Annotated in this window: 11 protein-coding genes; 4 read left to right on the plus strand and 7 right to left on the minus strand. The window is 64.8% G+C overall.

Annotated features, from left to right (window positions below):
- Positions 1-2: 2 nt before the first annotated feature.
- The 3 genes from dxs to V6M52_RS07680 form a co-directional block, all read right to left on the minus strand.
- Positions 3-1,934, minus strand: a complete 1,932-nt coding sequence (gene dxs / locus V6M52_RS07670) for a 1-deoxy-D-xylulose-5-phosphate synthase (protein ID WP_332700600.1) — start codon at positions 1,932-1,934, stop codon at positions 3-5.
- Positions 1,935-2,140: 206 nt separating this feature from the next.
- A complete protein-coding gene (locus tag V6M52_RS07675) occupies positions 2,141-3,766 on the minus strand; it encodes a DUF882 domain-containing protein (protein WP_332688137.1) in 1,626 nt (541 codons plus the stop codon).
- Between the two features lie 279 nt (positions 3,767-4,045).
- Positions 4,046-5,743 carry a L,D-transpeptidase family protein gene (locus tag V6M52_RS07680; RefSeq protein WP_332700601.1) on the minus strand — a complete coding sequence of 566 codons (1,698 nt, stop codon included), beginning with the start codon at positions 5,741-5,743 and terminating at the stop codon, positions 4,046-4,048.
- A gap of 467 nt (positions 5,744-6,210) precedes the next feature.
- On the opposite strand from V6M52_RS07680, the gene V6M52_RS07685 reads away from it, so the two are divergent.
- Together V6M52_RS07685 and V6M52_RS07690 are read left to right on the plus strand one after the other, a co-directional pair.
- Positions 6,211-7,173, plus strand: coding sequence for a Bug family tripartite tricarboxylate transporter substrate binding protein (locus tag V6M52_RS07685; RefSeq protein WP_332688139.1), 963 nt, complete (start codon positions 6,211-6,213; stop codon positions 7,171-7,173).
- Positions 7,174-7,420: 247 nt separating this feature from the next.
- Positions 7,421-8,800 (plus strand): MmgE/PrpD family protein, encoded by a 1,380-nt coding sequence (locus V6M52_RS07690; RefSeq protein WP_332700602.1) that lies wholly within the window; start codon positions 7,421-7,423, stop codon positions 8,798-8,800.
- A gap of 87 nt (positions 8,801-8,887) precedes the next feature.
- Here the strand turns inward: V6M52_RS07690 and V6M52_RS07695 are convergent, their stop codons facing one another.
- Both V6M52_RS07695 and V6M52_RS07700 read right to left on the minus strand, forming a co-directional pair.
- On the minus strand, positions 8,888-10,384 hold the full coding sequence (locus V6M52_RS07695) for a tripartite tricarboxylate transporter permease (RefSeq protein ID WP_332700603.1): 1,497 nt from the start codon (positions 10,382-10,384) through the stop codon (positions 8,888-8,890).
- Between the two features lie 3 nt (positions 10,385-10,387).
- Positions 10,388-10,849, minus strand: coding sequence for a tripartite tricarboxylate transporter TctB family protein (locus tag V6M52_RS07700; RefSeq protein WP_332688142.1), 462 nt, complete (start codon positions 10,847-10,849; stop codon positions 10,388-10,390).
- A 237-nt stretch (positions 10,850-11,086) separates the two neighbouring features.
- Here V6M52_RS07700 and V6M52_RS07705 point away from each other — a divergent pair, with 237 nt between their 5' ends.
- Positions 11,087-12,091, plus strand: a complete 1,005-nt coding sequence (locus V6M52_RS07705; RefSeq protein WP_332700604.1) for an NAD(P)H-quinone oxidoreductase — start codon at positions 11,087-11,089, stop codon at positions 12,089-12,091.
- Here V6M52_RS07705 and V6M52_RS07710 read toward each other — a convergent pair.
- Positions 12,088-12,894, minus strand: a complete 807-nt coding sequence (locus V6M52_RS07710; RefSeq protein ID WP_332700605.1) for a helix-turn-helix domain-containing protein — start codon at positions 12,892-12,894, stop codon at positions 12,088-12,090. The two genes, V6M52_RS07705 and V6M52_RS07710, sit on opposite strands and share 4 nt — an antisense overlap.
- 111 nt (positions 12,895-13,005) lie before the next feature.
- On the opposite strand from V6M52_RS07710, the gene V6M52_RS07715 reads away from it, so the two are divergent.
- The gene (locus V6M52_RS07715) at positions 13,006-13,944 is read left to right on the plus strand and encodes a DUF6282 family protein (protein ID WP_332700606.1); all 939 of its coding nucleotides are present in this window, start codon (positions 13,006-13,008) and stop codon (positions 13,942-13,944) included.
- A gap of 77 nt (positions 13,945-14,021) precedes the next feature.
- On the opposite strand, the gene V6M52_RS07720 is transcribed toward V6M52_RS07715, so the two are convergent.
- Entirely contained in the window at positions 14,022-14,936 is a 915-nt protein-coding gene (locus V6M52_RS07720; protein ID WP_332700607.1) for a hypothetical protein, read from the minus strand.
- Positions 14,937-14,940: the final 4 nt, after the last annotated feature.

The following is a 14,940-nucleotide window of genomic DNA, read 5'->3' on the forward strand; positions in this document are numbered from 1 at the left end:
GCCTAGCTGCTCTTGCCCAGCGCGGCGACCATGGCGGCTTCGTCATAGCCCAGGGTGGTGAGCGCGGTGGCGACGATGCCAGCACGGTCGAGGCCGGCCTCGGCATACATGTCGGCCTGGCTGGCATGTTCGACGAAGCGATCCGGGATCATCAGCGGGCGGAAGCGCAGCTTGCCATCGAGCAGGCCGTTGGACGCGAGGAAGGTGGCGACATGGCTGCCGAAGCCGCCGATGGAGCTTTCTTCGGTGGTCAGCAGCACGTCATGGCTGGTAGCGAGCCTGGCGATCAGTTCCTCGTCGAGGGGCTTGAGGAAGCGCGCATCGGCGACGGTCGGATTGAGGCCGAGGGCGGCGAGCCGATCGGCAGCGGCGAGCACCTCGCCCAGGCGCGTGCCGTAGCTGAGAATGGCGATGGTGGCGCCCTGGCGGACGATGCGGCCCTTGCCGATTGCGAGTTTCTGCCCACGGGCGGGCATGTCGACGCCCAGGCCCTCGCCGCGCGGATAGCGGAAGGCAATGGGGCCATCGTCATAGGCAGCGGCCGTCGCCACCATATGGCGCAGCTCGGCCTCGTCGGCGGCGGCCATCTGCACGATGCCGGGAATGGCGCCGAGATAGGCGGCGTCATAGTTGCCGGCATGAGTGGGACCGTCGGCGCCGACATAGCCGGCGCGATCGATGGCGAAGCGCACCGGCAGATGCTGGATGGCCACGTCATGCACGACCTGATCGTAGGCGCGCTGCAGGAAGGTGGAATAGATGGCGCAGAAGGGGCGCATGCCCTCGCTGGCGAGGCCCGCCGCGAAGGTCACCGCATGCTGTTCGGCAATGCCGACATCGAAGATGCGGGTCGGGTGAATTTCGGCGAACTTGTCGAGCCCGGTGCCCGAAGGCATGGCGGCGGTGATGGCGACGATGCGTGGATCGTCATTGGCTTCCTGGATCAGGCTCTCGGCGAAGACGGATGTATAGGACGGCGCATTGGACGCCGCCTTGGCCTGGGCGCCGGTGATGACGTTGAACTTGGAAACGCCGTGATACTTGTCTGCGGAATGCTCGGCGGGGGCATAGCCCTTGCCCTTCTGGGTCACCAGATGGACGAGGATGGGACCCTCGGCCGCGTCGCGGACATTTTCGAAGATGGGTAGAAGGCTTTCGAGATCGTGCCCGTCGATGGGGCCGACATAGTAGAAGCCGAGCTCCTCGAACAGCGTGCCGCCGGTGAAGAAGGAACGGGCGAATTCCTCGGTCTTGCGGGCGGGCTCGTGCAGGATCTTGGGTAGCTTGCTGACGACATTCTTGGCCGCCTCGCGGGTGCCGCGATAGACGGGGCCAGAGACGAGGCGCGCCAGATAGGTGCGCAGTGCGCCCGTCGGCGGGGCGATCGACATGTCATTGTCGTTGAGCACGACGATCAGCCGCGCATCCATGGCGCCGGCATTGTTCATCGCCTCATAGGCCATGCCGGCCGACATGGCGCCATCGCCGATGACCGCGATGACATTGCGGGGCGTCGCCATCAAATCGCTGGCCACGGCCATGCCGAGACCAGCCGAGATCGAGGTGGAGGAATGGCCGGCGCCGAAGGGGTCGTATTGGCTCTCGGCGCGACGGGTGAAGCCGGACAGGCCATCCTTCTGGCGCAGGGTGCGGATGCGGTCGCGGCGGCCGGTCAGAATCTTGTGGGGATAGGCCTGGTGGCCGACATCCCAGATGATGCGATCATGCGGGGTGTCGAACACGGCGTGCAGTGCCACGGTCAGTTCGACCACGCCCAGCCCGGCGCCCAGATGGCCGCCGGTGACCGAGACGGCATCGATCATCTCGGCGCGCAATTCGTCGGCCAATTGGCGCAGGTCTTCGCGCGGCATGGCGCGCAGATCAGCGGGCGACTGGACGGTATCGAGCAGGGGCGTGGAGGGCTTGTCGGCCAAGCGGAAGGTCCTTTGCCAAAACGGCATCGGAGCGGGAGACCCGCTCCATCCTTGATTATCGCGCTTCCAAACCGGAAAACCGCAGGGCACTTTTCCTGGAAGCGCCTCGTTCCAATTCTTTAGGCTTGGAGCGATGGCTTTGCAACAAGAGCGGCCCCCGCGGCGGGGGACTGCTAGGGCCGGAACTTGCCTGAATTAGGGCAGCGTCAGTTCGACGCCAACGCCAAGGGCCTCGCAGCGACAAAGCGCGTGTGGGGCAGGCCCGTGGGGAAGTCGCCCACGCCCATGACCGTTACGTAGCGGCCCATTTCGGCGGTGGGGTCAAAGTCGGCTTCGTCATGATCCCAGATCATGGCGAAGTGATCCGAAGTGATGGGTGCCGGCGCGATGAAGACCTCGGCAATGTGTTCGAGATCGGGGGCGATCATGTCGGGGCTGCGCATGGCGCCCGCCACGGGACGCTTGGCGATGTGCGCGGCCAGTGCCGCAGCGACCGGCTGGTTCTGCCGGGCAGCGCCGAATGTGCCGCTGAAGAGGTTGCTGAGGGTGCCAACGACCGGCTGGCCGCCAAGCGAGGCGGTGCGCAGGCCGGTGGCCGCGGTCAAGGGCGGCAGAATGGGCAGGCGTGCAACCGGAGCCGGCGGAATAGCGGCCGTGGTCTCGCGCGCAATGATCATTTCGAGCGCGCGCTGGGCCTCGGGTGCCTGCGGCATGGGCGCGAGATAGGCCGTCATGACATCGGGCTTGTCCTGCTCGGTCATGATGAGGCGCGGCTGCGGGAAGGGCGCCGTCAGTGCGGCAAGTGCGGTGACCGCGTCGCCGGATGGCAGCGCGCTGGCCGTTGCCACCTGGAGGGAATGGGACTTGACGGCCGGCACGGGAGCCAAGGCGGCATCAGCCAGTTCGGTCGGGTCGAGAGGAGCACTGCCCGTGGTCGAGAAGGGGAGCGGCACGGTTGTTTCCACTGCCGCTGCTGCAACCGGGACGATGGCGCCGAGCGCTGCCGGACGGGGCGCCGGAATTGGTGCGGCCCGTGGCGTGGAGGATTGGGGCGCGAGGGCGGCGACCTGAACCGGAGCGGAGACGGCGGCGTTCACGCCAGCGGGCTGATCATTGCCGCCAAAGAACAGGTCCATCAGCGTGCGACCGCTGCCGCCTTCGGCAACCTGGGTGCCCGAGGAGCTGCCGCCATTGCACGGATAGGCGTGGCAGCGCTTCCACTCGGCCATGGCGACCTGGTAGCCCTCCTGGGAGAGCGGCTTGCCGTCGGTGGGCACGTGCATAGTCCGGCCGTCGGGGAAGATGTCCTTGAGCTGGGCACGGGTCATGCGCGGCCAGGCGCGGACCGAGCCAGTGTCGAGGTGCACAAAGGGGCTGCCTGAAGTGGGGTAGTAGCCGACGCCGCCCACCTGCTTGCGCATGGCGGCAGCGCGCAGCTTGGCCAGCGACACGCCTGGGATGAAGAAATCCATGGCGGTGCCGCGCATATGCTGGGAATTGTCGGCAACGCCGGAGGACTTATTGGCCAGCATGGCGTTGGTAGCAGGCGAGCGATAGGCCGAGACGATGTTCACCGGCTGGCTGCCGCCGACCTCCTGATAGACTTCCCAGACCAGATCGAACAGGCGCGGGTCCATCTTGGTGGGCTCGTTGCGGCGCCAGTCGCGCAGGAACCGGTTGAGCTCGCTGAGCCCCGATTGGACATATTGCCCGTTGCGCTTGAAGACGATGCGGGCCGTCTCCTTGGTGTGGGTGTAATAGAGATAGAGGGCGCGCTCGGACGCGGCCGCCGCAGGCAGAACGGCCTGGGGAAGGATGACGGTGATGCTCATAAGGGCGGCAAACACTAGCCGCGCGATATGGTGCCTTTGCAAAAAAGAAGTCCCCGCCACGCCAAACTCTGCCCGGTTATTTCCAGTTGTCGTCGCACGTTAGCGTAAAAAATCATCGATTTGATTAACGCTAACGAGATTGCAGACAGCCAATCCCGGACCCTCACCCACAATTCAATAAGGGCAAAACCGGGCGCAACCAAGGCGAAATTGTAAAGCGGAGGTTAACCGGAAGGGCCGGGCAATGCTCACGCTCCCCTGCGGGGAGAGTGAAGAAGATCAGGGGGAGAGCTCAGCCACCGGCGTTGCCTCGGCGATGATCTCGGGGGCAAAGGCGGGCTTATCGAGGCCCATGGCTGCGATCAGCTTGGCATTGTGGCCATAGACGTCGCCGAAGGATTTGAGCGATCCATCGGCATCCACGCGCAGGGTGAAATAGGCGATGTGCACCGGGATCTGCTTGTCCGGATTCACCCAGCGCTCGGACGAGCCGAACATGGCTTCGAGCGAGGCGCGGCTGATATTGGCCTCGTTGGCCATCAGGGCATCGGCGAACTCCATCGGGTTCTGCACGCGGACACAGCCATGGCTGAAGGCGCGGAACGAGCGGGCGAACAGCGACTTGGACGGCGTATCGTGCAGATAGACGTCATGCTTGTTGGGGAAGAGGAACTTGATCTGGCCCAGGGCATTGCCGGGGCCCGGGCGCTGGCGCACCCGGAAGGGGAAATTGGTGGTGCTGACCTGGGTCCAATCCACCTGCCAGGGGCTGACGGCGCTGCCGTTGTAGAGCAGGTCCATGTTCTGGTTGTCGATATAGCCCGGATTGTTCAGCACGGCGGGCGCCACCTCGCCACGGAGGATCGAGCTGGGTACGTTCCAATAGGGGTTCACCACGATGTGGCGGATATTGTCCGAGAAGATCGGCGTCTGGTTCCTGGGCGTGCCGACGACGACGCGGGTGGTATAGGCCTCCTGACCGTCGCGATTGATGGCGAGACGGAATTCGGGAACGTTCACCAACACGTTGAAGGCGCCCAGATCGCGCGGCATCCAGCGCCAGCGTTCCATATTGGCGAGAATGTCGGCCCGGGTCACCGGCACGCCGCCATTGAGCGCGGCCAGCGTCGCCGGACCCATGACGCCATCGACTTCGAGATCGAGGCTGCCCTGGAAGGCCTTCATGGCTTCGACCAGCGCATCGTCATAGACGAGGCCGTCGACCGGCGGCAGGGCAAGACGGGCCCGCAGCGCCGGCACGCGCGGATCGCTCATGCCGGGTTTCAGGGTTGGGCCTTCAGCGACGGGTGTCGGGCGATCGAGATCGGTCTCCTCGAAAGTCGCCAAAGCGGCCTTGAGGGCGAGGAATTCGGGATGGTCCGGCTCAAGCGCGCTCAGGATGGAAACCGGATCTGGACTGGTGGCCAGTTGCACCAGCAGTGAGGCCTCGTCGAGTTTCTTGGGCGCGATGTCGAGCGCAGCGCTGACCGACTGCGGCAGGATGCGGCCGGAATAGATATGAGTGGCATAGCGCAGGGCAGCGGCGGAGAAGGCCGTCTCGAGCGCGGCGAGCCTGAGCGGATCGCCCTTGGCTCCGACGGGGTTGAGGTCGGGTGTCAGATAGTCCTGGGGACGCAGGCCCTCGCTCTCGGCGGCTTCAAAGAGCTTGAGGATTTTCCGGGCCGGTTCGGAGAACGTCACGTCGCCATTGGGGGCGGCGTCGAGCCAGATTGGCTCAAAATGGCGGCTGCCATAGAAGAAATAGAGCTTTTGCGCCTCGGAATAGGCGGCGCCATCCTTGGCGGAACCATAATAGGCGGTGGAAAGCCCGGCCTTTATGGTCCGGCCCAGGGCCGTCTGGGGTGGCGCAATGATCACCGGGCTGGCGGCCAAGCCGGCCAGTTCCTGGCCGGAAACGGGCAAAACACCACCAGCACCGACCAGAGCGGCGATCAGGCAGACCAGGATCTTGTTCATCGAAGCTCCATGCACGGCAACAGCGCCTAACGGCCGCTCCACCTCGCCCCGCACGGACTCAGCGGGCCATTCCGCGCGAAAAATCAATACTCTGCAAACCTTAACGGGAGCAATCACTCGCAATGTTGTGAGCGAGATTTGTGGCGTGGATGCAACGGTAACAAAGCGGCCGGGCCAGATCGGCAATCATGGCAACCCAGTTGCCGATGAATGCCCGTGTCCGCTCGCGTCGAAGTCTGTGCGCCCAGCGCCGCCTGGATGTCGCCACACCCGGCATGGCCAAGACCACGACATGGGTGGAACCTCTGGAATGGGGCCGTGCTGCCACATTTTTTGAATCTTGCTCTGTCTGATGCATTACACACCGGGCGTGACGTCGTTTCGTTTGGCGAAATGAGCAGCGGCCAAGGCTGGCGAACGCCCGCCAAGAACTGTCACGTGTGCTGGACAACAGGGAGAGGAACACTATGAAACAACAAAAAGCTGCAATTCTGGCCGGGATGCTGACGCTTTCGGTTGGGGCGCCGGCCCTGGCGCAGAGCGCCTATCCTGTCGACACCGTGACCATGGTCGTGCCCTATGCGGCAGGCGGCGCCGGCGACACGGTCGGGCGTCTCGTGGCCGATGAACTCGGCCGCCGGCTCGGCGTCAACTTTGTCGTGGAAAATGTCGGCGGTGCCAGCGGTGCCATCGGCGCCGAGCAGGTCGCGCGCTCCCCCGCCGACGGCTCGACGCTCCTGCTGGCCGGCAATGCCATCTTCACCACCGCGCCGCATCTGGCCGACGTCGGCTTCGAGCCCTTCCAGGACTTCACCGCCATCGCCAATGTCAGCGAAGCCAAGCGCCTGCTGGTTTCGTCCAAGTCGCTGCCGGTGACGACGATCCAAGAGTTCGTCGCCTATGGCAAGGAACATCCCGGCGAGATGAACTACGGCTCGGTCGGCGTCGGCTCCACCGGGCACGTCTCGACGGTGGACATGCTCAACGTCATGGGCATCGAGGCGACGCACATTCCCTATAAGGGCGCTGCCGAAGTCGTGCAGGCCGTGCTCTCGGGCGACATCCAGTTCATGATGGACGCCGCCGCCGTGCCGCAGGCACGCCAGGACGCAGTGATGGCGCTCGCGGTTCCCGGCGACGAGCCGATGGCGGAATTTCCCGACGTGCCGGCCCTGGCCTCGATCGGCTATGACAGCATCAGCGGCACGGGCTGGCAGATGGTGATGGGCCCCGGCGGCATGCCCGAAGAGGTCGTCGCCATGGTGGAAACGGCGCTTGAGGAAGCCATCGCCGATCCGGCCTTCGCCGACAAGCTGGGCAAGGCCAACGTCACGCCGCGCTTCATGGCCAGCGCCGAGCTCGATGCCGCCCTGCGCGCCGACTACGACCGCTTCGAGGAATTGCTGACCGGCCTCGGCCTCTCGCAGTAATCTGACTGACACCAGCCGTCGCCGGCGCATAGCATTGCGCCGGCGGCCGTTTTCATCGTGATCCGTGCAGCGCTGTTTCGCAGTTCGAAATGCCGACCTAGCCGCGCATCTGGCTGACGAATACACCTATGTCGGCGAACTGGGCGAAATGCTGGACCTGGCGCAGTAGCCATTCTCAAGCCGATGGCGGCTCCGCCATCGGCATCTATCAACGGCCCCCGGGGCCAATCCCGACCGGGGGTTGCCGATGCCATATCTGAGTTCCAAACTTGCCGACTGGGCCGTCGGCTTCTCGCTTGACGATGCCCCGGCCGAGGTCATCCACAACACCAAGCTGCGTATTCTCGACCATGTCGGCGTCATGCTTGCATCGAGCGGCCTGCGCAGCGTCCAAGCCGCAGCGCGCGCGCAGCGGGAGACCGACGGCGGCACTGGCGTCCATGCCCTTTGGGATCGCGGCGAGACCTCCATTGCCGGCGCCGCCTTCCTCAACGGCGTGGCCGCCTCGCTCCTCGAATTCGACGATACCCATATCGCCTCCAATATCCACACCACCGGCGTCGTGCTGGCGGCCGCCTTGGCGCAGGCGCAGCAGGCTCCGACCAGGGGGCGACAATTTCTTGAAGCCGTCCTGATCGGCTCGGAAATCTTCTGCCGTCTGGGTCAGGTGTCGCCGGTGCGCATGCACGAATTGGGCTTTCATCCCACCGCCGTCTATGGCGTCTTCGCCGCCGCCTATACGGCGGCACGGCTGCGCGGACTGTCGTCCAAGGTCATGGCCGATGCGGTCGGCACCGCCGCCAGTCTATCGGCCGGTTCCATCAGCGCCTTCCAGGACGGCGCCGACACCAAGATTCTCCATGTCGGCTTCGCGGCTGCAGCCGGCATTCGCGCCACGGCGCTGGCCGCACAGGGAATTTCCGGGCCCGCGGAAGTGTTCGAGGGCAAGTTCGGCTGGTACCGCAGTTACATCCAGTCCGACGTGGATTTCCGCTTCGGCGCCCTCACGGATCAGCTGGGCACGCGCTGGGAAGTGCTCAACATCGCGCCCAAGCTTTATCCCTGCGCCTATACGCTGATGCCCTTCATCGCGGCCGCCCTCGAGCTGCGTGCCAACCACACGTTCGGGCTTGAGGACATCGTCGAAATCCGCTGCGAAATCATGCAGCGCTCCTTCCGCACGGTGTGCGAACCGGTGGAAGAAAAGCGCCGACCGCGCAGCTCGTGGCATGGCCGCATCAGCCTGCAGCATACTGTCGCCGAAGCCCTGGCGCTGGGGCGCTTCGACAAATCCTCCTATAGCCAGTCCAGCCTCACCGACCCGGTGATCAATGCGCTGGCCGACAAGGTCGTCCACATCGCCGACCCTCTCGCCGACGCCGACACCAGCCGCTCGCGCGGCGTCGTGACCATCGGTCTGGCCGACGGACGGGTGATCAGTCACACCGTCGAAGACATGCTGGGCACCAGCCGCAACCCGGCCAGCGAAGCGGTCTATCTCGACAAGTTCCGCGGCAATGTCGACGGCGTCCTCCCTGCCGATGTCGCCGATCGGCTGATCGGGGGCCTGCTGGGCCTTGATGGTGCAGGCGATATCGACTCTATCCTGGCGCCGCTGCGCAACTAGCCTGCCGCTGCCCGATAATGAAAACCTACGCGGGGACGCCCGGCGTAGGTTTCTTGTCGTGCCGACGGCTGCTGCGACGGGGGCGCCTCAGTCCGTCGCCTCGGCGCGGCCACGCCGCACAAAGGAGGTCGTCGTAGCCAGCAGCACGGCGACGCCAATCAGCACCAGCGCCAGGCTGATCGGGCGCTCAAGGAAGATCATCGGATCGCCGCGCGACAGCGTCATGGCACGGCGGAAGTTCTCCTCGAACATCGGCCCGAGGATGAAGCCGAGGATGAACAGGGCCGGATTGCAGCCCGCTGCCTTGAGCAGATAGCCAAGCGCACCGAAGAACACGAGCGAATAGATGTCGAATTGCGACGAGCTGAGCGTGAACACGCCGACACAGGCAAAGGCCAGCACGAACACATAGAGCCAGTGGTAGGGCACACGCAGCAGCCGCACCCACAGACCGATCAGCGGCAGGTTGAGGACCACCAGCAACAGGTTGCCGACCCACATCGAGACGATGAGGCCCCAAAATAGCTGCGGGTGATCACCCATCATGCGCGGCCCGGGCTGGACACCATGGATCATGAAGGCACCCAGCATCAGCGCCATCGTGGGGCTGCCCGGAACGCCCAGCAGCAGCGTCGGGATGAACGCGGTTTGCGATGCCGCATTGTTCGCCGATTCTGGTGCTGCCACACCTTCAACCGCCCCCTGTCCAAACCGCGACGGGTCCTTGGATACCGTCTTTTCCATCATGTAGGCGGTGAAGGAACTCATCGCGAGACCGGCGCCCGGCAGCACACCGAGCAGAGAGCCCAGCCCGGTACCGCGCAATACTGCGGGCCAGGATCGCTGGAAGTCCTCGCGCGATGGCCACAGCCGGCCGATATTGCGCGACGATACGGCATCGCCCTGCGGCTCACCGATATTGCCGATGATTTCGGCCACGGCAAACAGCCCCACGGCCAGCACCGCGAATTCCACGCCATCGCGCAGTTCGGGAATGCCGAAGGTGAAGCGGAACAGGCCGGTCGAGACATCGGACCCAGCCGTGCCGAACACCATGCCGAGCAAGGCCACGCCAATGCCCTTGACCACGCCACCTCGCGTCATCGCCGCCGTGCTGAGCAAGGCGACAAAGACCAGGGCCGCGTATTCGGCGGCGCCGAACCGCATGGCGATGCCCGCCAGCGGCGGACCCGCGAGGGCGATGATCAGCGTGCCCACCGTGCCGGCAAAGAAGGAGCCCAGCGCTGCAACCGCCAGCGCCGAGCCGGCGCGCCCCTGCCGCGCCATCTGGTGGCCGTCGATGCAGGTCACGGCCGATGCCGCTTCGCCGGGCAGGTTGACCAGGATGGACGTGGTCGAGCCACCATAGGCCGCGCCATAGAAAATGCCGGCCAGCATGATGATGGAGGCCTCGGGTGTCAGCCCGAAGGTCAGCGGCAACAGCAGGGAGATGGTGATGATGGGACCGACGCCGGGCAGCACGCCGATGGCGGTGCCGAGCGTCACGCCCAGCAGGCAATAGAGCAGGTTGATCGGCGTAACTGCCACCTGCAGGCCCATGACGAGCGAGGAAACCAGATCCATGGCTCAGAACCTCCAGCTGACGAGGCGGAACGGAATGCCCAGTCCGAAATAGAAGATGGCCACGAGGAGAACCCCGACGCAGACCATGACGGCCAGCATTTCGCGTTTTCGCCCCCCACTATCGGCAAACCAGCTGATGCCGACCAGTGCAGCGAGGGCAGGCAGAAGGCCCAGGCGGTCAATCAGGAGGCCAAAGGCGAGAACGGCGGCCAGGATCAGCAGCAGCGGGCGCAGTTCGCGCCGCGGGAAGGCCGAGACGAATTGCTGCCCGGCCCGCCGCGCCGCCGCATTCTGCACCAATTGCACCACCCCCATGGCGCAGAGACCCGCCCCGACCAGCATCGGCATCGCCCCCGAACCGAGCGCCGCCGGCGATCCAAAGCCATAGCCCCATCCGATGACGATGGCGACAATGCCGAAACCAAGAAAGATCAGTGCGGCAAGCAGGTCGGAATGTATCGTCATGAAGCGGTGGTCCGGTTTGGAAGCAAGGCAACTTCTGGTAAAATGGCAGTCGACGCCACGTTTGACCCTTGCGGCCATCGGCCGGCAGAACAATGCCGCTTGGCCACAAGTTCCGCCTGACGGAACGCGCTGCTGGAGCAGGAACAGCGTTCCACGCACCGAAATCAAGTGAGAGCCGATTTGTAGCGCCGCCACAAGCTGCTACCGGACAGGCCTCATTGAAAAGAGGATGAGCGTATGCGCGTCGTTGAAATTACCGAGCCCGGCGGGCCTGAGGTGCTGGACATCGTCAGCCGGGAGACGCCCGCGCCGGGTCCCGGCGAGGTGCTGCTCGAAGTGCTCGCCGCCAGCGTCAACCGCCCCGACATCCAGCAGCGGCGCGGGCTTTATCCGCCACCGCCTGGCGTCACCGACATTCCTGGGCTTGATGCGGCAGGGCGGGTTGCGGCGGTAGGCGAGGGCGTCGATAGGCTCAAGATCGGCGACGCAGTCTGTGCTCTGGCCAATGGCGGCGCCTATGCCGATTACCTTGTGGTGCCGGCTGCGCAATGTATGCCGGTCCCCGCTGGCTTCAGCTTCGTCGAGGCCGCGTCGCTGCCCGAGGCGCTGTTCACAGCCTGGAACAACATCATCTGGCTGGGTCGGCTGGGCGAGGGTGAAACACTGCTGATCCAGGGCGGCTCCAGCGGTGTCGGTATGGCCGGTATCCAGATGGCCAAGCTGCTGCGCAATGCCCGCGTCTTCGCCACGGCGAGCGGCGCCCAAAAACGCGCAGCCTGCACCGAACTGGGGGCCGACGCGGTCTTCGATCATCGCGAGGATTGGGCCGGCGCCATCCGCGAGCACGCCGGCGAGCACTGCCTCGACGTCGTCCTCGATGCGCAGGCCGGGCCGTATGTGCAGCAGCAGCTCGATCTCATGGCGTATGATGGACGCCTGGTCTTCATCGCCAGCCACCAGGGCAAGATGGCCGAGGTCAATATCCGCGACCTCGTCCGCCGCCGCCTGACGCTGACCGGATCGACCTTGCGGCCGCGCAGCACGGATTACAAAGGCAGCTTAGCAACGGCGTTGGTAGAGGCTGTGTGGCCCCTGCTTGAATCGGGCAGGATGATCACCCGCATCCACGCCGTGTTCCCGCTGACCGAGGTCAGGGAAGCCCACGCTCTGCTGGACGCCAACGAACAGCTCGGCAAGGTCGTGCTGGCGATGGATGAAGCCCGGGCCGGCGAGCGGCCCTAGATCGCGCCGAACTCCGATACATCCACCGACATGTTCTTGGACAGGCGGCCAAGGTCATCCGAAATGGCAACGGCCGCCGACCGCAAAATCGGCACGAAGCGCTCGCACGCCTCCTGTTCCGTAGCAAAGGCCGACTTGAAATAGGTGAGGCCCAGGCTCGCCAGCACGCGGCCCTCCTGGCTGATGATCGGCACCGCGATGGTATTGGAGTTGCGCGGTTCGACAAACGATGCCCGCGTCGCGTAACCCGCCTTGCGCACCCGCGTCAGCAGGTGGTTCAGCTCATCGGGATGGTGGCTCAGCCCATCCTCGGGGTCGTCCGACTTGGTCAGGGCATCGAGGATCAGCGCGAATTCCTCGCTTTCGACAAAGGCGACATAAGCCAGCCCCATCCCGCGCGTCAGCATCTGCAGGCGCCGGTTGACCGTGCTGTGAAACGGCGACACCGGGCTGTCGGGCACGGTACTGAAGCGCACGATCATGCTGGTATAGTCGGGCAGGGCGATGGCCACGGGCCATTTGTACTTGCGCGTTATGGCCAGTGCCCAGGCCCGGCCGGCTTCCACCACCAGCGGGCTCTTGTGGTAGCCGGAGCTCAGCGAGGTCACCATCGCGCTGACCTGGTAGCCACCCTGGCGCGTGTCGTTCTCGACATAGCCCGCTTCCTCAAGAGTCTTGAGGATGCGCACGAGCGTCGGCTTGGGCAGTCCGGTGCGGGCATGCAGCTGCGCAATGGTGTTGATGGGCTGCTGGTTGAGCTCCAACAACACGTTGAGACAGCGTTCGATCGATCTGATGCCCACTGGCTCCGTCCTCCCGCGATGCGCGTTCCGCGCTACGAAACAGGGGGGACTATAGGTTGAGCGGCGCCGGCGTCAACCTCTATGCCGGCTGGGTATCAGCGGGAGAGTTTCATGGGCACCAGTCAGCAAAATCGGGAAGAGGCGCGGCAGCTTATGGCCGGCGTGGATGAGGGCGTTGCAGCCGGTCTGCTGCATGGCGCACTCGATCTGCATGTGCATTCGGGACCCTCCACCATGCCCCGGCAGCTCGACCATATGCAGGCCGCCGAAGAGGCCATCGCGGCCGGCATGCGCGCCGTGCTGTTCAAGGACCATCACTATTCCGCTGCGCCGTTCATCCCGCTGATGGAGCGGCTGATTGAAAAGCCCGATTTCTCCATGTTCAGTGGCCTCGTGCTGAACAATTCCACCGGCGGGCTTAACCCCTACGTGGTCGATGCCCAGCTCAAGATGGGCGCCAAGCTGATCTGGATGCCTACCGCGCAGTCTGCCAACCACATCCGCAGCGCGCATCGCAAGGCGCGACTGGTCTCCAACGTGCAACTGGTGAATTCGCCGGCTTTGACCGTGCTCGACGAACTCGGCAACGTCCTCGACGTCGTCAAGCAGATCCTCGACCAGATCGCCGAGTTCGACGTTATCCTCTCGTCCGGGCACCTGCATGTCTGGGAAATCTGGAAGCTGTTCGACGAGGCGCGTAGCCGCGGCGTAAAGCGGCTGCTGATCAATCATCCGATGTACGGCCTCCATTTCACTCCGGAAGACGTGAGCGACTTCGCCAAACTCGGCGTCATCGTTGAACAATCCGCCGCCATGTATGTCGACTCGCGCTTCAACGTCTATTCGCCCCAGGAGCTCAAGGATCATATCGATGCGGCGGGCGTGGCCAATTCCTCGATCGGCTCCGACCTGGGCCAGGTGGACAATCCCACCCCTGTCGAAGGCATGCGCCAGGCGATCAAGCTCTGCCTGGCGCTGGGTTACAGCGAGGCCGATGTCCGCACCATGGTGACCACCAACCCATGTCGCCTGGTCGGCCTGACGCCCTGATCGATCGCAAACGTAAGCAATAGAAAGGCCGGGGTGCCCACCACCCCGGCCTTTTTGTCCTCAACGCACGGTGTCGGCTATGCGTTGGGCATCGGATAGTCGTCGGCGTTCAGCACCCAGCCCGGCTTGGCTGAAAAGTCCATACGCGGCGGGGCGAAGATGTCGACCAGCTGGTTCATGCCCGGCCCTTCGGCAGTCGTGGTATGGATCGCGGGTGGTGGGATCACGCAGACCGAGGGCGACTCGCAATAAAGGTGCTCGTCCTCGCGCCACACACTCATGTTGGTGGTCCACGGCCAGCGCAAGTGGTGGGTGAAAGCGCCGGTGAGGGCCAGGGAGCACTGTTCGAAGGTATCGTGGTGATGCGGCGAAACGTTGTTGCGCGCCCGCGGGCCGACGCGTGGGGCGAGGAAGTTCACCATGAAGGTGGTGCAGCGATAGATGCGGCCAAAGCGCGACGGATCGTCGGGCACGTCGAGCGTGTACCACCGCAGCTTCAATCCGCCTGGCGGTTCCGGCCACGGCTGGAATGGCGGCACATTGGGATGGGGCTCTTCAAACGCCGCCGCGTTCGACGCGGCATCGGCCATGTCCGCCGATTTCGGTGTCAGCAGCCGCACGATCGCACCCGCAGTCAGCATGCGGATGGTGCTGTTGCCCGGCGGCACGAATACCACCGAATATCCGGGCACGACCTCGGCGCCCGCCGCGGTGGTGACTTCCACCTGGGTTGCCGCATCGGGGATAATGACTGCATACTCGTCGGCCTGCGCGACGCGTTCGAATACGCCTCCCGCCAAGGCCTTGCTGTAGGCGATGACGACGTTCTGCCCGCGGCTGATCCAGGTCTCGCCGCTGGCGTCACTGATCTGCGGCGCGGTGCCGTAAAACAGCGCCAGCTGCGAGCCGAAAAAGGAGGTATGCACCCAGCCTGGCTCGGACTTGGGCTTGTCACCCGCCAGGGTGGATCGCGGATCGCTCGCACTATACATTTCG

The sequence above is a fragment of the Devosia sp. genome (genome assembly GCF_036676215.1).
Lineage (GTDB): Bacteria > Pseudomonadota > Alphaproteobacteria > Rhizobiales > Devosiaceae > Devosia.